The sequence below is a fragment of the Bacteroidota bacterium genome, from assembly GCA_016721765.1.
In the GTDB taxonomy this organism is placed as follows: domain Bacteria; phylum Bacteroidota; class Bacteroidia; order UBA4408; family UBA4408; genus UBA4408.
On record JADKHO010000002.1, the window covers coordinates 1,042,280 to 1,064,458 of the forward strand.

Genomic DNA, 22,179 nt, shown 5'->3' on the forward strand with positions numbered 1-22,179 from the left:
GACCCCATAAGACCGGAGCAAACTGACCCCACTATTTCGGTCGAAATTGACCCCACCATTTTGAGTTTGATTGTACTGTTTTATCAAGCAGATTTTTTTGGTTCTGAATCGTAAATTTTACGGTTCAGTAAACCTAATAAATCATGGCGAATAAAACAATAACTATGAGTAATGTACGTCAAATCATCAAGCTCTATTCTCAGCAAATGGGAAAGAAAAAAATCGGAGAGCGACTTGGCATGTCCAAGAACACTGTGAAGCTTTATATCCGTCAGTTTCATGCATTAAAGACAACCAAAGAAGAGTTGTTTAAGTTAAGTGATTTTGAACTGAACAAACTTTTTCATCCACCTCAAAGCGCACCAGCGAGCGATCGTATGCGCCACCTGTATGAATTTTTCCTACCATGGCAGGACCAATGCGTCGACCAGGAATGACTGTATCGCAGCAATATCAGCAATACAAGGCGAAACACACAGATGCTTTTGGTGAAACATCCTTTTACTTTTATTATAACCTGTGGCGTAAAAAAAGTAAATCCCACGATGCACATTGAGCATAAAGTTGGCGATAAAATGTATGTAGATTATGCTGGAACGACGCTACCTTACGTTGATATAGATACAGGAGAATTAAAGAACGCTCAAGTGTTTATAGCAATTTTAGGGTGGAGCCAATATGCTTATGTAGAAGCCATGCCCAGCCAAACGGTGGAAGATTTTATAGCCGCTTGTGAAAATGCAATCCGCTATTTTAAAGGAGTTCCACTAGCAATTGTACCGGATAATTTAAAGTCGGCCGTAATAAAAGCGAGCAGATACGAGCCGCAGGTAAACGAAAACTTTAACGCCTTTGCAGAGCATTATGGAGCAAGTGTTCTTCCGGCACGTTCACGTAAACCGCAAGATAAAGCACATGTTGAGAACATGGTAAAACTGACCTATCAGAAGATTTACACACATCTTCCGGAAAATCAAATTGTTCCTTTAAAGGAACTCAATGAGCAAATATGGATACAACTTACTTTGCTTAATGATGCGCCTTTAACAGGAAAATCATGCTCCAGAACAGACCAATGGATGCAAGAATTATCCTCGCTTCAAGCCTTGCCGGATACCTACTATGAAATGAGAAAAATAAAACAAGTAACAGTGTTGAAGAACGGTCATATTTATCTTAACGAAGACCAGCATTATTACAGTGTACCTTATGAGTTGATTGGTAAAAAACTGAGTTTACACTACTCTCGAACCGAGGTAAAAATTTACTTAAAGTATGAGCTTGTAGCTTCACATAAGCGCACCAGAAGTCCGCATAACTATGACACCAATCCTGCACACATGCCTTCGCAGCATCGCTATGTTACAGAATGGAGTCCCGCATTTTTTATTGGGAAAGCTAAATCCATTGATCCCATTGTGGAACATTACATTACTCAGGTGCTTGAAAAAAAACAACATCCTGAACAATCCTACAAAGCTTGTATGGGTATATTATCCATGGCCAAACGTGTAGGCAACAGAAGGTTGATTAATGCTTGCAAGCGAGCACATGAGATTGGTTATTACAACTACAAAATCATTGAAGACATCTTGAAAAAAAATCTGGACAGATACGAAGAAGAATCAGATCCCTCGAACATGCCAACGCACGACAACATCCGTGGTGGAGCCTATTATCAATAACTAAAACAAACATAAAATGACAGAAATCTTAACAAAAATGAAGCAAATGAAGCTTCTTGGAATGGCAAAAGCCTTCCACCTAACGCTTGAATCGGGCAAGAATGAAAAGTTTACTCCCGATGAAATGATTGCTCACTTGGTAGACTCAGAGTGGGATGAACGCTACAATCGAAAGCTAGACCGCTCTGTTCACGCGGCTAAGTTCCGCTACAAGGCAAGTATTGAACAAATTAATTACGATGACAATCGAGTGGATAAAAATCAAGTTCAGCGTTTAGCAGATTGCGAATTTATAAAGCGAAAAGAAAATATCATCATCACCGGAAGCACGGGAATAGGTAAAAGTTTTATTGCCTCCGCACTTGGCCACCGGGCTTGCGCACTGGGTTATCGCGTGCTTTACCAGCACAGCACAAAACTTTTTGGTCGTATGAAAATCGCTAAAGCTGATGGCACCTATCTGAAGGAATTAGCCAAGATAGAAAGACAACACATACTTTTGATTGATGATTTTGGAATACAACCTTTGGATGCACAAAGCCGTTCAGCATTAATGGAAATTATCGAAGATCGTCATGGAAAAGCATCCACTATTATTACCTCACAGGTACCGGTAAGCAAATGGCACGAGGTTATTGGTGAACAAACAATCGCTGATGCAATCTTAGATAGAATCGTTCATGATGCACATCGTATTGAGATGAAAGGTGAGTCTTTAAGAAAGAAAAGACATACAAAAGGTGATGTAGAAATTGATTGGGAAAACTTAAAAAACTAACTTAGCCGATGAATGAAAAACAGATTACAATTAAACTAAAAATGGCAACCCAAATAGAGGGGTCAGTTTAAAGTGAAATGCTGGGGTCAGTTTGAGTGAAATATCCAATAGGCCGCAAACACTATATATAAAATGTTTGCGGCCTATTAAAATTAGCTATCAAATTAATTCAGAACAATCTTCCTAATCTCAACAGTGTTAAGCTGCGGATCAATTATATGCACAAAGTAAATTCCAAGTCCGGTCCAGCCTGTCAGATCAATATCAAATTGCGCCTGGTTTATTGGGTTCGTAAACATTGTTTGCCCAAGTGAATTTGTAATTTTAATTGTATATCCGGCTAAAGAGAAGAAGTTTCCGCAATCAATAGTTATACGGTCTTTTGAAGGGTTAGGATAAACTTTTATTGTATGTTGAAATGCAACCGGGTTGAAAGCGGTTAATGGGAAATTTATTAATAATGTATCAGTAACAGTAATCGTTTGACGGCAAATATTAGCATGGAAAAGTGAATCCACTCCAGCAGGATTGAATGCACGATTGTAAATAAGAATGTCATCAATTTTTCCGTTGTGAAAACGTGAGCGGGGTGTTTGTGAACCAAACACAATGGAGTCAAGCAAGGTGTTCCATCCTGGAAAAGCACTTGTTCCAATCAGTACATTATTAATAAATATTGACGCATTGGTTCCGTCATAAACAGCTACAATATTATACCAATCTTGCAGGTTATAAGTAACAGGCACGTCAAAATCACTGTTAAACCCAGAAAATCTAATAAAATCAGAATTAGAGTTAGTATGACCATATAATATTTCAATAGCTGAATTTGTCAGAGGAGAACCATATCCCAATATCGGGTGACCATCATTACCTGAACCTCCTGACACAGGGTAAGTGTTATGCGTTAACCATAGAGATACAGTCCTTGGGCTATTGCCGGAAGGAAGGTTATTATGATTCGCAATAATATAGCTTACCAGGTTGCTATCCTTTCCTGAAAACTGGTATGCAGAATTTGGTTGGCCAAACCTGTCTGTGCTAAGTGAAGCTCCTCTTACAATTCCGTTATTTCCATTTCCACTTAAATCATTTGCATTTCCGCTGAAAGGCCACCAACCGACTAATCCATAAGTAGGAACTGAAACAGGCTCATATACTTTTATTGTATCGTATACCGCAATATTTGTTGTTATTGTGTCGTATACAGTAATATTTGTTGTAATTGTGTCATATTCCGTAACATGGCAGGTATCAAATAAAAATGGAGATATTGCAAAACATAAATTATTCCATGTTGCTCCTGAATTTACGGGTAAAAAAACCCTCACAACACCTTTTGAAGTATAATTAAATGATGTAAGGTTGAACCAGGTATCGTACATTGATGTATTAATTAATGGATAAGAAAATGGTTCAATGGATGTACTCAGATTAATAACATTTGTACCAGGGTTGTATCGAAAAATGTAATCCATCGAAGAAACTGGATATCCAGCCCTTGTTGCTCCCATATAAACTGAATCTATCTTGTAACCATTAGGAATTACATATTCTTTATAAGCCCACCCTCCAATGTTATTATCAAAGCCATCATAAATAGCATAACAATTCTGAGTTGAACTATTAGTAACACTGTTAATTTCCTGTTGAGTCAAAACTCGGTTCCAAATTCCGATATCATCAATTTTTCCGTTAAAGGAAGCAGCGTTACCAATAGCCAGCCTTCCTTTACCGATAAATTTTGAAACAGCATTTGTGATATTGGGATTCATTCCGTTTATTGAATCACTTACATTACTATTATCGTAGATATAACCATTTCCGGCTTTAACAATTACAGTTCCAAAATGCCAACTTCCATCTGTTACTGTATTAATAGTTTTAGGTCCTGAAACCGCTTCTAAGTCAAAGTGCAGTTTATTATCCGAACCAATAAAAATTTGAATACAATCTCGAAAATTGTTTTCATCGCCAAAAGCCAAAATATGTTGCACTGCTTGTGTTGTTGACTTATACCAAAATGTAATTGTCCAATCACCAGTACCTGTAATGGGTGCATTTATAAGGCTTATATAATCGCTTGTTCCATTAAAGCTATAAGCACTGTTAGAAATTCCAAACCTATCTACTGTGAGGCTAGCTCCATTTGAAGTTCCATTATTCCCATTTCCACTCTCATCATTAGCATTTCCATTAAAGGGCCACCAACCCACGAGTCCATTTGAAGGAACATAACTAGGAATTTGAGCAAAAGCCATGGTTATGAAAAATAGTAAAGAACTAAAAAGGGCGTAAAATTTTTTCATGTTGGTTGGGGATTAAATCGATTTTAATAATCTTAGTTTTAATGGTATTTAATGTATACTACAATGCTCTATAATTTATCATGTCCTTTATGAGTTTTCTATTCCATTCAAGGCACGTTTATACGACCAAATAATATGAATTACACATAAAAATGTTATAATCTTAGACAAATGTAATTTTACTTTTTGTATTTGCAATTAATTTCATTCTTTCATTTCAATGCCGGTTGTATTCCAATTAACTATATTAGGTGCTGCAATAATAATTTTCCTCCTTATTAAAATTTTTAAATAAAATTATACCCGTTAGTAAAAACATACTTTTAAGATTCCTTTGTATTGACAAAATTTTACTTAAACATAATTTTAGTTCTTTGAAGGCAAACCGTTATCGGTAATTAAAAAGCGAACTTCTGCCCTAACATTCTCTACCTTTATACTCCTTTCCAATTGAAATAAAAGCACACCAACAACAATGGATACAGTAAATATTAAACTCTTCGGTATTGGCTGCCACCTTGTGCAAGGAAAATTTGATGAGGATGTTCTGTCGCAATTCAAATTAGCTGCTGATGCTTTAAAATCACCACTTCAGGAAGCACTTTTTGATGAGGCATTTTTTAATGAGCTAAATTCAAAGCAGCATAAATCCTGGCCGGACCTGGGAAATCAAACAAAGATTCATGGATTACTAGATAGTTACCAAAGCAGCATAGAAGAAAAAGTGAACAGCCGCCAAAAAAGAAAGATTTTTATGCAAGATTTGAAGCATGAAAATGTGCTATTTCCCATTTACAATACAAGTCATTGCTTAATCGAAGGGAGACAAAATCAAACCTTAAGCATTATAGAAAAAGAAATCGGCACCATTGCATCCTACAAATTAGATGTGGAGAAATTTACCTTCGAAAAACTAAACTTTGAGCTTCATACGATAGAAATTCGGAGTGATTTAAAATATACCATCCTATCCCAAATTTACTATGACGGCCAAACCCTAAAAAGCAAAAAAACGGATACCCTGATCAAAGAGCGCTTTGTGCTTTTGTAGCTTTTTAAGAAGTTGTTATGATTTTCTTCTTTGGATTTTCTAACATTGAATTCATTGGCAATTCTTTAAAAAGTATCTTATTAATAAATTGCTTATTATTTTATTATAAAAAGATTTTCTTAGTAAAAACTGAATTTGGCATGTTTTAATTAAACTCGTTAATCATTTTTATTTTGCCGACTATCAGCAACTTAAAGCCGATTAATAATATTTAATTTGGTTTAATGAAATTTAATTTTTACGATTGCGCAGAGATTGATGCTTCAAATTTTAATCTACTTGAAGCAATGTAAGGCTGGAAATGTTCCCACAAACAACCAGACATGATACACGCTTACTTTCATATATTTTTTTGTTCGATATTAAATTTTATTGTCTTAAAGGCAACTAGTATTTCTATTATCGCATTTGCTTCAATTAATTATTTACTAAAAAATTAAATATTGAAAAAAACAGCCTCAATTTTATTTATTATTTTTTTTACCTCAATTGCATTTTGCCAGCCATCTATTAAGTACGAATACTACTTTAAAAATGAGCACGGGAATGTGAGCAAAAAGTTTAACCGCAAGCATAATGATTATTCATTTCTTTATGCCCCCTCATTTTATGTTCCTAATAGTCCGATAAATTATTTATCGGATAGCTTTTTACTTAACCGACCACTACCTAATGTTACTAATGTAGAATTTGTTAGTTTGTTTTTTAATCGCAATGGTGTTTTGTATCCCAATGAGAAATGGTTTTTACAATCAAGAAAGGATAAAAAAGATTTTCGTGAAAAAGGAATTACTAATAATCCCGATACAGCAATACTAATTAAAGTTGTAGCCTATATTGCGAGTAAGGTAAAAAGTAATACTAAAATCGTTTTTCAGATTCATGGTTTTAATGTTCCGGGTGAATTAGATTGGTATTTTGGTGATGAAGTTGCCAAAACAATTAACTCTGTTGATGCCACAAGTAATTACTTAATTGTAAGAGTTGTTTGGGATGCCGGTGGAATGAAAAAAATAAATAAGCCAAATGAAAACCCCAAAAGAATGGGTTTTGAATTTAGTAACAAGGCTTATACAACTTATAAAGTAGGATTGACGCTTAGGAAAATTATTAATAAACTTGAAAGTTCACTTCCAAGTCCTCACACTTATAAAATGTACACAATAGCTCATAGCTTAGGATGCAATGTAGCTGCTGAATTGTCCATAAATCAGGTTTCGAAACTAAGTTTAAGAAGAAGAGAAAAAGCCGATAAGGCAATAATTTTTGAAAGATATAAAAAAATAAATGAACCCAACTTTGATGCATTGGATATAGACTTTATTGACAAGTTATATAAACGCAATCTAGCTTGTGATAGCGATTTATTGCCTTCCAATAACACTCCTATTGCCGGGTTAACTAATATATTTATTGCAGCCGCTATGCCAGGGTGGAACACTTTTATTGATATGAATAAGAACAATAATAATACTTATTGCATAGCTTATAATAGTATTGACCTAATGTTATTGAAAGAAAAATTCTTGCGCAATAAGCTGGTCCCAAAATTTGGTTCAACCACGCTTGGTTGCGATTATTTAGGGGAAGCAACAGTAAACACTCCATTAATATTTCAAAAAATCAATAAGTCAAAACAACTGTACCTTTTAGACCTAACCAACAATCCTGACCATTATTTTATTTATTACCTCCATAATCCTAAACTAAAAGCGTCTCTTAAACTTTTATTAAAATAAAAAAATGAAAGCAATCAAACTTATAGCAATTTTGCTTCTTGTTATACTATCTGTAACTGTAAAAGCAATAACGAGTTTTGGTTTTACATCAAAAGTTACATTTATAATGGCACATGCACCTTTAAAGTCAATTAGAATTTCAGTTGGAGGAGCATTGCAAAGAGAGGTTGGTTTTTTTGGCAGTTACAAAGTTGCCATTACTTACCAAAACTCCATTTCTTTATATCAAGGTGGTGTTGGAAGTTCTGTATTTGCTAAAGAACGTTATAAATACGAACTCGATTGGCTAAATGGAATGACTATCAGTTTTCCTTTTAGCACCCGCCCTCCACAAGATATTGCAAATGCCCCACTTTATATTGTAGGACAATTTCAAATCCCGAGTATTACCAATAAATATAATACAGCCATAAATTACTCCAGTTCATTTATTGCTAATAATCATAGAAAAAATCAATGGGTAGGCCAAGTGGGTTTTAAAGCCGACAAGTTTCAAATTGCTTATTACAATGACGGCACTCCCTATCACTGGTTCAGAACAGGTGATGGGTTGGATAGATGGTGGACAGGTGGGGGCATACTTGATATTTATGCCCAAGATTTCAGAATGCAATTTGCTTACGATAAGTTCACAGGCTATAGTCCGCTTGCATTTGAGCTTTCCAACTCCTTTGGTTTGAATAAAGATTTATATCGAGATATAAATCAGTTTGGATACAACCGAAGCGGTTGGTCGTTTAATTTTCAATGGAAAAATGGAGTAGAACTGGGATTCGGATATTTTGACAATCCAAATTGGGATATACAAAACTGGATTCACACTACACGCGGAATGGTAACACATCCGCAAGTTGTAGCACCTAGTTTTACTTATAGTGGAAGTTATTCCTATTTGAATACAGCCAATAAAATTAATGACAAATAAAACGCAGCTAAAATGAAAAAGCTATTTTACTTCTGTGTGCTTTGCTTACTAATGAAGGTTAATATAAATACTCTTAGTGCCCAGTCACCCAATATTGCTGGTATTTATCATTTTGCTTTAAACACAAAGTCATTGAATACTCCAGATAATGATTTTTCGTTCCGGTATATTGATTCTACTACAATCAATAATTTTAACAATGAAATGTTTGATGAATACTACCTCATAATTGATAATCAAGTTGCAACCAATGCCGAAAACAATAGGCCTATTTATCAGGTATTTTTAATCTCTCCTTATTTTTTAAACCCTATTGCCAGTAGCGTGTATATTGATAATATCTGTGGCTTTATTTACAATATCAATAGTCAAAAGGATTATCGATTAAGTGGTGATTCTAAGAATTATGCTTTTCACATTTATGGGGGATCTTTAAAATATGATACAGATACAACTATCAAAAGAATTGAGATAGCCCTTGCAGGCGATAAACGGTTTTGCCTAATTGGGAAATTTATAACGGACAATGTATTATTAATAAACTCATTTAAATATAACAGCAATAAAGATTATATACAGGGTGATGTAGAACGAGTTGAGAATAGATTTAAAAATATTTTGGGCGATAATTTCAAAATGCAATTTCTTAAAATAAGCAATTCCCCTTGCAATAATACCTCTATTGAATTAACTAAATGGATAAAAAAAGATAACCACATAACTTCCGATAACTAATCAAAAAAAACTGTAATTATGAAAAAACTACTCCCATTTTTTTGCCTCCTCTTTTTGCTGGGGTGCAATAAGAATAGCAATGAATTAAAACCTATAAAGCCAAACCCTATTGAGTATAAACTATATGCAATGCTTTGTGGTGATAATTATTTGAGATGCTTAGTACAGGTTGGTAAATCAAGTAATATTGATACTTCTAACATAAAAGTTGAAATAATAAATGATTCACTAGCGATTAATAAAAATAAAATAGAAGCCTATTTATGGTTTCAAACAGGTAAAAGTTACGATCCCGATAGTGTAAAGATGATGAGCCAACAATTGGACACTTCAACAGAAAATGATATTTCCAACCTATTTGAAAATAATAACATAGGGTTTGTTATTACCAAGGTTAATCCAAGCCTGAAAAGTTGCACTCCTTTTCAATTTGGTCACTACTATGCAAGCGGAGATTATAAAAGTTTTCAATATAAAGATACGGCTAAGGGAAGCTGTAAAGCAATTATGGCTGCCGATGGAATTTTCAGTATTTGGTTAAATGATAGCAAAAACAAAACACAATTAATAACAGGAAAACTAGTAGAGAATACTCCTTCTTTTTGCTCTGATTGCAAACGAATCAAGAATGGAAGCAATGATAACTATGTTATGGAGTTATTAGTGAACTCTCAGCAGAATTTTTTTGAAGCTACAAATAGTTATTTAAAGTTTAATCTTAAATCAACTAATAGTAGTGGCGCGGGTGACACATTATTTATAACACTTAATAAATAAGCTATGAAAAATACTATACTCAAACAAATAAAAGCCATTGCTCTTTGCATAACTATGCTTACTCTATTAAGCAAAGTGGAAGCTGATGGCAGTAGCAAAGTAACTTACAGTGATACCAAAGATTTTAATTTGGTAATGCATACCGGGAAAGATAAAAGAAACTTCACAGTTGCTCGCAAAGTAAGTCTTAAAGCGAGTTATACAAAAGGTGAAAAAGAACCATACATTTTAGAAGTGCCACAAGATGGAGAGGCAGATAAGAAGGAGGAAAATAAAAACATTAAAAGTTTTGCCGACCCTCTCGATGTGAATTTTTTTATTGATGATGCAAGTAAGTTAATAAAGAGTGCTTTGGACCCTAATGATAAAGACAGTATTCAACTTATTACGCGCGAAAGTATGATGGAAGTATATGTGTGGATGATAAGAAGCACTAATGGTTTTGAAGATAACAACATAAGTGGCTACTTGCACCTGAATAGTTTCGTGAAATTATACGATGATATTAATCAGCATAAAACACCTGTGAACCAAACAAATACAAAATATTATAACGAACTCGACAATTATACTGCCGAAAAAGTAAAAGTGAAAGAGGCAATTAAAAATGAATTACTTGTACCTATTGATGCTGAAACAAGAGGAGAGATTTTAAATAAATTAGATCAAGAAATTCTTACAAAAAGAAATAAAGTAATTGCTTTGGCTGGTGCATCCAAATCAGCTAAATCACTAGAACTTTCTAAAGATAGTCTATTTAAGAAAACTATCCTCGTTCCTCAGGTTATAGATTTGATCAATAAAAAAAATAATGGGGAATCCTTTGAAATAAACAATTTGGCAACAGAGCTTAATTTTATAAAGGATTCTATTAAAATATTGCTAAACTAATTAATGCTCAAACAGCCAAAACTGCTGATGAACAATCAAAAGATGATAAAATTTATATTAATTCTTCAACTATAGCAAAACGAAAAGAAGCAAAAGAACATCTTGAAAAAGTAGCCAATGGAGATTTGAAATTAGCAAAAGATGAAACATTTGAAAATTACCTTATTGGAACCTTAAAAGAAGATTTTAAAATTTTAAAGACATTAAAAGAAAAACTTCAAGACCTTAAGGCAAAGGAAACAAAAATTGCCGAACATGAAGGATTAAAAGAATATGATGGGCTCAGCAAAGTGCAAAACATAAAAGTGCAGTTTGAGAACGGATTTATTGAAAGCATACAAGTTACAATTGAAAACAATACCGACCCGCTTATGCTTTTTGAAAATTCTTACCCAATTGGTTTTTCCTCCAACTTTAATTACGATTCGTTTGATAAAACCGTACTTTTTATTAGGAATGACGAGCATAGCGTTGATGAGTACAAATTTATTTACCTAAGCGAAGTACTTATGACTTACGAAAACCTGCTCGAAAATAACCGCAGAGATTATTCCTGTGCCGATACTACTATAAATAAATTAATACCCAACAAAACCCCAATAGTAACGCTCATTAAAGATAAATCGGTGAATTTATTTGATACCCGAATTTATACAGATTTCTTTGGATTGAGTGATAAAAATCCTAATGGTTTGGTACAAACAGAAATCCGCAGACGCTTCAATTTATTTACTAATCGATATCAATTAACTCAATTGGTAAACATAGGATATGTAAATTACCTTATACCTACTGTTTGCATTACTAAACTTGAAGATAAGGAACGCTTTCTGATTTTAAAAAACGATAAAAATTTTGTGAATAATCAATTGGTATCTCCATCATATGCCACTACTATTGATTACTTAAAGTATGAAGCACTTAACATTGGTATGGAAACTAATATAGTTACTCTGGGAGTGCCCAATGGCAAAGTATCCTTTTATTTTGATATGGGTGTGCGCTATAGCCGAGTGCCTGTGCAGGATAGTACTCGAAAAGTAGTTAATAGTGAATACCGAGCTGAATACATCAGTAATATGCCGGCAGCAGGACTTGTAACTTGGTATCCTAAGTTAAGTGCCGATATTAAATCGGACAACCGCTTGGGTTTTGATGTTAACTTTATGCTTAACAACAGTACCTTACTCAGTAATAATCTTTACAATGCAGTGGCAAGTTATAGTAAAAGCAATACAACTGCATTTTTTAGAGAACCGAATTCTAGATATACTGAAACATTTGAATTTAATGCGCGCTACCTGCCCGACCAAACTAATCCCGGTAACAAAGTTTTTGCACGTTTCAGACTTACATGGCAGGTGGGCGATATGAACACATTTTATCCTCAGTTTCAGTTTGGTTATTCATATAAACTTAAATACACAGCAAAATGAAAAAGGCACTACTTATATTAATATCAGTGCTTTGTAGCACACAGGTTTTTGCTCAATATGAGCAAATGAGAAATCTAACATCAATTGTCGCAATTGAAAATTCGAGTTCAATCCCTTTTTATACCTCAAAAACTTTTTGGGAAAAGTATATAGTAAAAACAGGTTTTAAAAGTGAATTCACTTGCTTTTACTATTTAAAAGATAAAGACGGCTTAATTTATCAAATCCCTGTAAAAGAAACTATAATATATAAAACAGATTCAAGACCTAAAATTTCGATAGTTCTCAACCCAACTACTGCAAAATCAAAGATTCAAAAGAAAGATAAAGTTTTTGAAAGTGATTATACCCTTATTAACCCCAGATATGATATTGATTCACTTAATTTTGAAAAGACTGATCCAGAAAAAATTATTGCCCCAATAGCTAAGGAGCATCACCTTAGAGATGGAGAATATTCTCACCTTGATATTCGCAACCAATACATAAATATGATGTATGAATACAAAAATGCAAAATCCATTTATTTCTTTGGAAACTATAGCCCGAATACAAGCTATAGAAGACTTGTTGCAATAAAACCAACTACAGAGTATTACGATTTTGTTGAAAAAGCGCAGCAAAAAGATAAATCAGTTACCCATGCAAGTGATGAATGGAACGCTGGCATTGGCTATGGCTTTGGAACAGGAAATTCTTTTACAGTGGCATATTCGCAATTTTACAACCATTTCAAAACGGATGGAGAAATAATATACGGAGGTACGCTCAATAGAGGAATGTTTTTAAGTTACCGCTATCAACGCATTCATATGAGTCGTTGTGCGCAACCAGTAATAGAAGCTAGCTATGGCATAATAGAGAAAAGCAGAAATGATGTGTATAAATTAGGATTAGGATTATCATTTATGTTATGGTCGAAAAATTTGTATATGAATACTGTTCCATATTTCAGAAGCAATTTCAGGGCTAATGCAGATTATACCGGAGAAGATGAAATAGGTGCAAGACCTTACAGTTTTGGCTGTGATGTAGGTTTAGTTTATAAATGGTGGGTGCATTATTAAAGAAACTTCAATGAATCTGCAAATTTTTAAAGACTTAGTTGTTGCCTTGAAATTGAGTGATGCAGTAGCTTTGGTTTTCATATTTTTATAATTAATTACCTATAAAAATAATATAAACTGATTTATATTCCTCTCTTAATATAATCGCTCTAAAAGAGTGAATATTACCGAGAAGAAACACATATAGAAAATTCCTGTCTAATTCTCATATGATTTTATATCTTAGATTAGGGATTTTCATATTATTAATAATTGCAATTAATTGCCAAAATACCTCTATAAAATATGATTTTCCGAGAATTCCTCTGAAATTTAATTTTTTCTTCATCCCTATTTTACAAAATTTTTGTGCGACAATTTCCGAAATATGACGACATTTTGAAACTCCATTTTTTGCGAGTATAGTGCTAGATAATTGCTGCACGCGTTTGTGCAAAGCTCAAAAACGATAGATGCCATTCGGGATTTCAAAATGTAAGTTTTTATTTTCCAGCATTGTAGATTAACGGAAATTAGAAACGCATTTTCATATAAAATGAACCATAAAAGGAAGATAATAATTAGTTATCGATTAATGGTTCGCAAGTACTTATTTAGAAAATCCAATATTTAATAAGTCTTTCAATTTCGTTTAATTCCTCACCTCCATTAAAGTTATTTTCTTTTGCGATACCTGGCAAGAACATGCAGCATTTGGAGCTATTGATGCTGTGATTATGATAGTATTACGATACTAATTTCGGAGAAGTAAAAAACCTAGGAAACCTAATTAAAACTTTTCTAAAACCAATGTGATTGCAAGACCTGATTAACTTTTTGCTGCGGTCAAAAAATTTGAATAAACTTAAAATCTTCTCTTCATTTAAGAAGAAGCTAGAATGCAAGGTTCATTTCTTAAATTGATAATATGTTCCTTTAGAAAAACTAATAGGGATTAAATTTCTTTTCAAAGGAGGAGTATCAGAGTGAAGAAGTTCAGTAATATCCGTTAATACAGCCCTTGATTTTGCATACAAACTATGATTGAAAAAGTCAGAAATCTCGAGGTTCGAAGCATCTATGAGTTCATAGCCTTTCATAATAAAATAATTATTTCCCTCCGTATTTCCTAATCTTGGATTATGGCCATTCACTTTCTTTGATTCAACTAGAGCTCTATCGTTGGATGAAGCATATATTGTAATTCTCTTGGCTTTCCTCACAAGATTAGGCGCAATGTTATTTCTGAAACTTTCAACATCAATATCGGGTGCAGCTAAAATTATTTCATTAAACTGGATATCACTATTATTAAATTCAAAATTCTTAAGAGCCTTTGTCAATATATCGGTTCCCATACTATGGGCTATCAAATGGATTTTTTTTGCATTAGATAACGCAACTACTTTCTCTAAGAACCTGATAAGATGCGGTATTGTCCACTCAATTTCATTCCTGTCAGCTAAATAGTCGACAGTTTTGTTTTTTGAAGGCCAACTGTAGAGGATCGGTGCACCATTAAATCCAACATCATACGCAATCTGTGCAGTTCTTCTTGCTGCTTCCTTGAAGGATGTATTATAACCATGAATAAAAACGAATGCATCATTCTCATCAGAGTTAAAAACCAATGCCTTAAGTCTCCTGTAGGCTCTGGCACTTGAAGTATCAATGTTCAATAATGTAACATACTTACTAATATCGGTATAATCATAAAATCTGTTTTGCATTCCCACAAACCAGGGACTCTCTAGTTCTCCCATTTCATGTGTTATGGGTAGTGTTACGTTTACAATTCCTACTTGAAAATCCTTCGTTAAATTCCTTTTACTACCATAATAATTATCAAGTTCTTGGGATCCCGTGGGATTCCTATCGGTTCCATAAAATACAGGAACAATAAAATAATCATGTTGTTTGATTATATTTGGTTTAATTACACTAATATGTTTTCGTTTGTTGGATTTAATTATTTCTAAGGGGAAGCTTGTATCTGCCATAGCCTTTGCGAATACCTCTTCGGAATCTCTCTTAGTCATTGGACTCTGGAAATCTTTACAATGATTAACCATCTCGTTTAATGTCTTTTTATCATTGTGTGAATTAATCCAAAAAAAAATGCCTCCTAAAATCAAAAGAATTATTGCAAAATTCAATGCTAAGGTTTCAAGGTATTCGTCTAAATCCCTAAACTTGATAATTCCAATAATTACTACACCTATGATAAGAAAATAAGGAGGTGCCAACTCAATAAAGTTCATTTCTTCCATAACTATTTACATTTGAGTTTCAAACTAATATAATATTTAACTTGAACCATTATTGTTTTCCTTTTCTAATCATTTCCGCATAAAAAGTTTGTTCTAAGCCCAATCTATTGCGTATTGTATTGAAAAGTATTTGTGTTTCGTTGAGTTGTCTTAATATTACGGCTAATTGTTTGATGATACTTGAAGATCAGGGCTTTTGCCACAAAACTTTCATTGGAACACAAAACCCCACCTTTTGGTTATGTGCTGTAATTGCTTGCGCTTTCTTGTTGATTTATTATTACCATAAGTCCAAAGCTGTTTTGAAATTGATTAGCAACTGCCTTACACAACTTTTCCAGTCAGTAGTAAATTTCCCTGTTTGCTTAATCCAAAACACAATTAAGTTATCTTTCACCCTTTCAAAGTAATCCCAAATAAAACGGACCTAGATGATAACTAATTTCACTCATTTATTTCCATCGGAAAGCTAATCTTTGAATGCTTTCAATTGTCGGTTTCTATAAATTTGGGAATTTACGATTCGACTCAAATCAGCTTTTCATTCAGGCCATCTGCCATTCAAAATAATTTTGAACACACTTTAGAAAAAAATCCACACTCGTCAGATGAGTTCAGCATTCTTCAATTTTGAAATCAAGAATAGTACTTGGGATTATTGATAAGTTTTATAAGCATACTAGGCTTTCTGTTATTTATCTTGACAATCCTTTATCCTTTCACTAGTTGGCCAATTATGAATCAATTGGATTAAAAGTAAAATCGAAGTTTCAAATTTAACTCAACAATTAATAGGTTGTACCCCGTATTTTTACGGGGTACAAATAATTTTCTCAGTTGTATCACTTTCAGGAAAATATTAAAAGCTCATTTAAAGAGATGCAGCCAATCCAATAATAGCTTTAAACCAATTCACTTTATGAGATTATTCTCTAGTCAATCCTAATCACTTTCAAACTCACCCGCCCCACCTAAAAATTTTAATTAGTTTTCAACACCCCCACTAAAAAGAAAACTGAATAATTATTTTTACAAAAAAGCCATGAAATGGAACATAAGGATTTAGACAAAAATGAATGTGCAATAAATGGTTGCGCTATTAAGCATTCATGGGATATCTCTCAAGTAATAGACACTAAGGACTGGATTTTAGGGCTAAGTGCCTGTTGTTGTCCGGCTTGTGCGAAAAAAATTACAGACTTGAGGAAAGTTGAAAAACTGAACAGCAGCGATTATTTTCTTTATTTGCGAATTGTTGACTACCTCTGTGTATTGAGTTAGTACTTGAAGTACTGTATAGAATTGCTTTTAACTATTATTTTTGAATTTATTTACTTTACTTCATTCATAGTTGCTTCTACTAGAATAATAAATTTGAATAAAATAGTACCCTACCCTGCATGGATAAAATAAAATTGGCAATTGCCGATGATCATCACTTATTCCGAAAAGGTATGATATCCTTGCTGCAGGATCAAAATTTATTTTCAATTGTTCTGGAAGCCGAAAATGGCAAAACCTTATTAGAAGCATTAAAATTAATTGAAGTAGATGTGCTTTTATTGGATTTGAGAATGCCGGTAATTTCCGGCGATGAAGCGCTTGACATAATTAAATTCTGCTTCCCAAGCATTAAAATTTTAGTGCTTACGATGCACGACGATGATGTTACCATTAAAACAATGATTGGTAAAGGAGCCAATGGATTTTTAATGAAAGACGATTCTTTGGAGGCTGTTATTGAAGGGATAAATACCGTGTACTCAAAAGATTATTATTTTACTCCTAGAGTGCTTAATGTGATAGAGAAGGCAGCCGAAAAAGAAAGCCGAACACCAAAAACGATCGAACAAATTGAATTCACAAAACGTGAACTTGAAATACTACAATTAATTTGTCATGAATTTTCGACTAAAGAAATTGCATCAAAATTAAAGTCTGCTGAACGAACTGTGGATTGGCATCGAAAAAACATAATTGAAAAAACAAAATCCAAAAATACTGCCGGCATCGTTTATTATGCTGTAAAAAACCTACTTGTAGATTAACATTCTCACTCACAATTATACATTCATGGCGCATTCGAAACAACTTGAAAATAAAAGGCTAAAGCCATTAACCGAAAAAGAAATAAAAATAATAGTTCTAATATGTCAGGAATACACAAATACTGAAATTGCAGAAATACTTACTATAAAAATACGCACGCTTGAATGGATTAGAGCCAAAATAATGGTAAAGGTTAAAGTAAAAAAGTTCAATTGGTCTCTATAAATTTGCACTCAAAAATAAACTTGTTAAGTTGAAATAAATTCAAATTAGTTAATTCACTCTTTTACTTTTCAAGGTTGAAATAGTTAGATCATGGTATCCTCCATTCTTAGATTTATTATCAAAATCTAGCCATTAAAAGATTTTTTATAGCATTTCTCTAGCCTTCTATTTTTTGAATTTTCGTTCAAAACTAACGGTGTTTCGACTCTTGAAACCATTCTTTATTCTGAATTTCAAATAGTTACAATAAAATAGCTTGTACCCCGTAAAAATACGGGGTACAAGCTATACCATGCAACATTATATTTGAAAAATCGAATTAACATATACCTGTTGATATTTTTAACATTTTTTTTGATTTAACAATTAAATTAATACTTTTACCCGACAACCCCAAGCCACTTTATGAAAGGAATACTACCCTTCTTTTTCATTTTTTATTTGTTGGTTATTGCTTTAAACCCATGTTTATCCGCCCCTCTATGTGTTGTTGTAAACGACACTTCTAGTATTACAAATCAAAATCCCGATTCAAAAACAAAGCACAAAAAAAGTGCTTTGCGAAAAAATAAAAATTCAAAACAGCTTTCATTTCGTGATAGTTCAAATACCACAGCATACAACGATACTATTCCAGATAAGAAGAAGGATAAAAAGCAAACTAGACGAGCTCGGTTAAAAAATAAAACTGCTCAATCAAAAGAAAGCGCAACGAATGCAATTGATACTGTAAAGTCAAATGCAAGTGCAAGCGCTCGCAATTATTCAAAAGATTCGTTAAAGGTAGACTTATCGAAAAGCGATACGCTTTTGAAATTGAAGTACGAAGAAACTAAGGAGGTTAATAAGAGCAGACTCTCGCAGTATTCAAAAGACTCCTTAAAAAATAAACTTAATGTAACAGATTCCTCCCTTTTAAAAGCTAAAGATGATTTTGTGCGCAATAATCTCACTTTAGACAGCAGTAAAAAAGATAAACTTGTTGCAGATCAAAAAGCAAAGCTGAAAAATAAAAAAGATGCGCTGAATCAACTAGTGCCGCATAAACCTTCAAGCTATTTTGATAGAACTACTGGTACTGTAAATGTTGGATATGACTACGGTGTTGTTCCCTTTGTTGTGGGAGGTAAAACGCCTTCAGGATTTGTTCGAACCGATGGAAATTTAGGTTTTGATGTTTTGAAAATTCCTGTACAATTTAATTACTATTATGCCAATATTAAAAACATTAGCGGATTAAATAATTACTTCAGGCTTTCATTGGATGTGCCGAAATATAAGGAGAACGCACAGCTTAAATTAAATGATGAGGTACAAGGCTTAAAATCAAACTTAGGTGAATTGTATTCCTCTCGACAACTTCTAGAGCAAAAGATTCTTTATTTAAAAACAATTCAAAATCAAAAGAACTTTAATACAAGTGAATTAACTCAACAACTTAATTCCGAAAAAATTACTCCATCCTCCTATTCCCAAACTTTGGGCGATACTTCCGGAATGCTTTCGAATTTAAAGAATAGCGGCAATACCAAACTCCCTTCGACAGATTCTTTGCAAACAAAAAACTATTCTGATTCGCTCAATCAACTTTCGAAAGAAGACGAAACTGTTGTAAAAGCAAAAAAAATGCAACAGCGTGCCGATAGTGTGAATCAGGTAATTCAAAAATACAAATCCGAAAAAGATAAAATTCAAGGACAAATTGAGGAGATAAACCAAAAAATAAAAATGCTCCAGCATCCTGATTCGATCTCGAATCCTATGCTTGCCAAATACAAGAAATACAACATCCTCGACTATGTAAAGAAACTTGAAATTGGCTTGTGCTACCCGGACTATTCCACTTTTCTTATAAGCGGATCTGGTGTTAAAGGTTTGAATTTGGAGATGCAAAAGTCCAAACTCTATTTTGCATTTACGTATGGCAAGACGATAAACAACCTGCTATTTTCTAACAATGTGGTTCAAAACAATTTACAAAATGTACGGAATCTTTATAATTTTTTCGATTTCCGAGAAGTCAGTAGCGGTAGAAGAGTTACTGCATTTAAACTGGGTTTCGGAGCCAAAGAAAAATCGCATTTTCATGCAGGTTTTCTTTATGGGATTGGACAGAACTCTTATCAATTTACCTCTGAAAATGCTCCTACCAACGCAATTGAAAAAGAAAAAAATTATGTCATAGAATTGGACGGAAAATATGTTTTCAATTCCAAATTCACACTAGACTTAATTTATGGGAAATCCTATTTGCAACAAATAACTGAACCTGATTCAGATAAAGGCTTTCATGCCATTTCAAAATCAAACCAACATACAAATGCTGGTTTGGGTAGATTTACTGCATCCTTAAACAGCACACGCATTCAGTTAACTTCGAGATACGTTGATCCCTATTTCAAGAGCTTTGGAGTAGGTTTTATGCGTTCTGATAATTTTAGGTATGAATTAAAAGTAGATCAAACCATCAGCAGAAAACTAAAAATTGGAGCTTCTTATAAAAAGGAACAAGATAATTTATTGCACATAAATTATTTAACAACCAATCTACAAACCCTTAACAGTTACTTTACTTATCGGCCAGTGCGCCAATTAACTGTGCGTTTCTCATTTAGTCCGGTGTTGCAACGTGTGAATTCGGAAGATAAAATTGTGCGCATTGAGAATAAGAATTATATCAGCAGTGCTATTGTTTCTTATTCGCCAAAACTCAAAAAAAACCAAACCACTTTTACCCTGCTCTATAATTATTTTAAACTGTATGATGGCATACAAAATTCGATTTACCAGAATTACTCCTTTGTTAATTCACTTAGTATAGGGGAGTTTAAAAATGAATTCGCATTAAGTTATTTCGATTCTAATATACCGGATTCAACTGTTACAAGTTTCATGCTTTATTCAGATGACATTTCAATTCGGTTAAAGAAAAAGTATGTTATTACTCTTGGTGGTAAGCTCTCGCAAAGTAAGACAGGTAGCATTCAAACCGGATACAACTTGAAAGTTTATGTACCCATTAAAAAATATTTTGCTTTTGAACTGTCGGGCGAAAAAATTGTTCTGGGTGATTTTTACAACAACTATTTATTGGAGCAAATTGATAAGTTCCCTTACTATATGTACGCTAAACTAATTTTTAACTGGTAAACACATTTTAACATGAAAAAAATTAATCACTTGTTAATTGCCTTGCTCCTTTCATTGGCAGGAATTTCAAACGCTCAAATTTCTATTTTGAGTTCCGGAATTAATTCTTACAATGTTACTCCGCAATCTATTGTTCAAATTAATGTAATGAATAATGATGCGGAAACAATGGTATTTCTGGAAAGCAAAATTTTTAATTCGGCCAATGAACTTTTGCTTAACTTGAAAACTCAGCCTTTCCTGCTCAGAAAAGGAATGAATTCCCTCTCCGGGTTTAAATTTCAATTTTCTAACGTTGATTATAGTTCCTCAAAACAGGCTGAATACATTAAGAATACACACACTTTGCCATCGGGAAAATACAATGCCTGTTACACGCTTATTCAGCTTGGCGGTGAGCCTGGAGATGAATACTGCATTGATTTAGAATCCGACATCAGTTCCTTTCTTACGCTGATTAGTCCGATGGACAAAGACACGATCGACACCCCAAATCCCATGCTAGTATGGACACACAGCGAGCCCTTTAACTTACTTGCTCCCGGAGAGTATTTTAGAATGCTGGTAACTGATTTACTGAGTGATCAAAGTACCGAAGCAGGAGTCATAACGAACACTCCCCTCTTCATGAAAAATTATATGACAAGTCACCAACTGCTTTATCCTTATGATGCAAAGGAATTGCAACCCGGAAAACATTACGCCTGGCAAGTTCAAAAAATTTCGAACGGGATTATAATTGCAAAGTCGGAGGCTTGGGAGTTTGTGTTGGCTAAGGAAAAAGTGAAATCAGATATGAAATATGTAAGGTTGAAGAAGAGCTTAGACCCTGGTTATTACTATGCTGAGAATAATAAAGTTTTCTTTGTTTTTGATGAAGAATACACTAGTGATAAAATACAGTGTTCAATTTATGATGATAGAATGAAAGAAATTAAACCAACTACCAAAACTGACTCCGAAAATCCCAAAATTGATTTAAAGGAGTTTGGCTTTAATAAATTTTGTATTGATTTAAATGATCTAAAAATAAAAAGCGGCTTTTACACTTTAAGCATTAAGAATTCCAAAAATGAAACATTCTTATTGCGCTTTTTAGCTCCATAAATTTTA

General features: G+C 33.4%; 18 protein-coding genes. 16 read left to right on the forward strand and 2 right to left on the reverse strand.

Translation table 11 applies throughout. The features are described from left to right. Positions 1–143: 143 nt before the first annotated feature. Genes IPP32_12580 through IPP32_12590 form a run of 3 tightly spaced genes read left to right on the forward strand, consistent with a single transcriptional unit; the run spans position 144 to position 2,463 of the window. The gene (locus tag IPP32_12580) at positions 144–437 is read left to right on the forward strand and encodes a helix-turn-helix domain-containing protein (GenBank protein MBL0048919.1); all 294 of its coding nucleotides are present in this window, start codon (positions 144–146) and stop codon (positions 435–437) included. Positions 438–488: 51 nt separating this feature from the next. Next, positions 489–1,685 carry an IS21 family transposase gene (locus IPP32_12585; protein MBL0048920.1) on the forward strand — a complete coding sequence of 399 codons (1,197 nt, stop codon included), beginning with the start codon at positions 489–491 and terminating at the stop codon, positions 1,683–1,685. A gap of 16 nt (positions 1,686–1,701) precedes the next feature. Further along, positions 1,702–2,463 (forward strand): ATP-binding protein, encoded by a 762-nt coding sequence (locus IPP32_12590; GenBank protein MBL0048921.1) that lies wholly within the window; start codon positions 1,702–1,704, stop codon positions 2,461–2,463. Between the two features lie 164 nt (positions 2,464–2,627). On the opposite strand, the gene IPP32_12595 is transcribed toward IPP32_12590, so the two are convergent. Then, positions 2,628–4,772 (reverse strand): T9SS type A sorting domain-containing protein, encoded by a 2,145-nt coding sequence (locus IPP32_12595; GenBank protein MBL0048922.1) that lies wholly within the window; start codon positions 4,770–4,772, stop codon positions 2,628–2,630. 475 nt (positions 4,773–5,247) lie between these two features. Between IPP32_12595 and IPP32_12600 the strand changes: the two genes are divergently transcribed. From IPP32_12600 to IPP32_12635, 8 genes are all read left to right on the forward strand, one after another. Next, the gene (locus tag IPP32_12600) at positions 5,248–5,823 is read left to right on the forward strand and encodes a hypothetical protein (GenBank protein MBL0048923.1); all 576 of its coding nucleotides are present in this window, start codon (positions 5,248–5,250) and stop codon (positions 5,821–5,823) included. Positions 5,824–6,266: 443 nt separating this feature from the next. Then, positions 6,267–7,562 carry a hypothetical protein gene (locus IPP32_12605; GenBank protein ID MBL0048924.1) on the forward strand — a complete coding sequence of 432 codons (1,296 nt, stop codon included), beginning with the start codon at positions 6,267–6,269 and terminating at the stop codon, positions 7,560–7,562. Between the two features lie 4 nt (positions 7,563–7,566). Continuing rightward, entirely contained in the window at positions 7,567–8,487 is a 921-nt protein-coding gene (locus IPP32_12610; protein MBL0048925.1) for a hypothetical protein, read from the forward strand. Between the two features lie 12 nt (positions 8,488–8,499). Further along, a complete protein-coding gene (locus tag IPP32_12615; GenBank protein ID MBL0048926.1) occupies positions 8,500–9,222 on the forward strand; it encodes a hypothetical protein in 723 nt (240 codons plus the stop codon). 18 nt (positions 9,223–9,240) lie between these two features. Further along, positions 9,241–9,999, forward strand: a complete 759-nt coding sequence (locus tag IPP32_12620) for a hypothetical protein (GenBank protein ID MBL0048927.1) — start codon at positions 9,241–9,243, stop codon at positions 9,997–9,999. A gap of 3 nt (positions 10,000–10,002) precedes the next feature. After that, positions 10,003–10,890 carry a hypothetical protein gene (locus IPP32_12625; protein ID MBL0048928.1) on the forward strand — a complete coding sequence of 296 codons (888 nt, stop codon included), beginning with the start codon at positions 10,003–10,005 and terminating at the stop codon, positions 10,888–10,890. A gap of 125 nt (positions 10,891–11,015) precedes the next feature. Further along, positions 11,016–12,326 carry a hypothetical protein gene (locus IPP32_12630; protein MBL0048929.1) on the forward strand — a complete coding sequence of 437 codons (1,311 nt, stop codon included), beginning with the start codon at positions 11,016–11,018 and terminating at the stop codon, positions 12,324–12,326. Then, positions 12,323–13,393: a hypothetical protein gene (locus tag IPP32_12635; GenBank protein ID MBL0048930.1), complete on the forward strand. Its 1,071-nt coding sequence runs from the start codon at positions 12,323–12,325 to the stop codon at positions 13,391–13,393. The genes IPP32_12630 and IPP32_12635 overlap by 4 nt, the downstream gene beginning before the upstream one ends. An 887-nt stretch (positions 13,394–14,280) precedes the next feature. Here the strand turns inward: IPP32_12635 and IPP32_12640 are convergent. Next, entirely contained in the window at positions 14,281–15,642 is a 1,362-nt protein-coding gene (locus IPP32_12640; protein MBL0048931.1) for an alpha/beta hydrolase, read from the reverse strand. Between the two features lie 1,047 nt (positions 15,643–16,689). Between IPP32_12640 and IPP32_12645 the strand changes: the two genes are divergently transcribed. The 5 genes from IPP32_12645 to IPP32_12665 all read left to right on the forward strand — a co-directional run bounded on the left by IPP32_12645 (position 16,690) and on the right by IPP32_12665 (position 22,173). Beyond that, a complete protein-coding gene (locus tag IPP32_12645; GenBank protein MBL0048932.1) occupies positions 16,690–16,923 on the forward strand; it encodes a hypothetical protein in 234 nt (77 codons plus the stop codon). Positions 16,924–17,042: 119 nt separating this feature from the next. Next, on the forward strand, positions 17,043–17,690 hold the full coding sequence (locus tag IPP32_12650; GenBank protein ID MBL0048933.1) for a response regulator transcription factor: 648 nt from the start codon (positions 17,043–17,045) through the stop codon (positions 17,688–17,690). Positions 17,691–17,715: 25 nt separating this feature from the next. Beyond that, positions 17,716–17,916 carry a hypothetical protein gene (locus tag IPP32_12655; GenBank protein ID MBL0048934.1) on the forward strand — a complete coding sequence of 67 codons (201 nt, stop codon included), beginning with the start codon at positions 17,716–17,718 and terminating at the stop codon, positions 17,914–17,916. A gap of 405 nt (positions 17,917–18,321) precedes the next feature. Then, a complete protein-coding gene (locus tag IPP32_12660; GenBank protein MBL0048935.1) occupies positions 18,322–21,066 on the forward strand; it encodes a hypothetical protein in 2,745 nt (914 codons plus the stop codon). 12 nt (positions 21,067–21,078) lie between these two features. Beyond that, positions 21,079–22,173 (forward strand): hypothetical protein, encoded by a 1,095-nt coding sequence (locus IPP32_12665; protein ID MBL0048936.1) that lies wholly within the window; start codon positions 21,079–21,081, stop codon positions 22,171–22,173. Positions 22,174–22,179: the final 6 nt, after the last annotated feature.

Coding starts and splice junctions, on each gene's coding strand:
- IPP32_12620 (MBL0048927.1), top strand. CDS start 9,241: ATGAAAAAACTACTCCCATTTTTTTGCCTCCTCTTTTTGCTGGGGTGC.
- IPP32_12645 (MBL0048932.1), top strand. CDS start 16,690: ATGGAACATAAGGATTTAGACAAAAATGAATGTGCAATAAATGGTTGC.
- IPP32_12600 (MBL0048923.1), top strand. CDS start 5,248: ATGGATACAGTAAATATTAAACTCTTCGGTATTGGCTGCCACCTTGTG.
- IPP32_12660 (MBL0048935.1), top strand. CDS start 18,322: ATGAAAGGAATACTACCCTTCTTTTTCATTTTTTATTTGTTGGTTATT.
- IPP32_12650 (MBL0048933.1), top strand. CDS start 17,043: ATGGATAAAATAAAATTGGCAATTGCCGATGATCATCACTTATTCCGA.
- IPP32_12635 (MBL0048930.1), top strand. CDS start 12,323: ATGAAAAAGGCACTACTTATATTAATATCAGTGCTTTGTAGCACACAG.
- IPP32_12640 (MBL0048931.1), bottom strand. CDS start 15,642: ATGGAAGAAATGAACTTTATTGAGTTGGCACCTCCTTATTTTCTTATC.
- IPP32_12590 (MBL0048921.1), top strand. CDS start 1,702: ATGACAGAAATCTTAACAAAAATGAAGCAAATGAAGCTTCTTGGAATG.
- IPP32_12665 (MBL0048936.1), top strand. CDS start 21,079: ATGAAAAAAATTAATCACTTGTTAATTGCCTTGCTCCTTTCATTGGCA.
- IPP32_12615 (MBL0048926.1), top strand. CDS start 8,500: ATGAAAAAGCTATTTTACTTCTGTGTGCTTTGCTTACTAATGAAGGTT.
- IPP32_12625 (MBL0048928.1), top strand. CDS start 10,003: ATGAAAAATACTATACTCAAACAAATAAAAGCCATTGCTCTTTGCATA.
- IPP32_12655 (MBL0048934.1), top strand. CDS start 17,716: ATGGCGCATTCGAAACAACTTGAAAATAAAAGGCTAAAGCCATTAACC.
- IPP32_12580 (MBL0048919.1), top strand. CDS start 144: ATGGCGAATAAAACAATAACTATGAGTAATGTACGTCAAATCATCAAG.
- IPP32_12610 (MBL0048925.1), top strand. CDS start 7,567: ATGAAAGCAATCAAACTTATAGCAATTTTGCTTCTTGTTATACTATCT.
- IPP32_12595 (MBL0048922.1), bottom strand. CDS start 4,772: ATGAAAAAATTTTACGCCCTTTTTAGTTCTTTACTATTTTTCATAACC.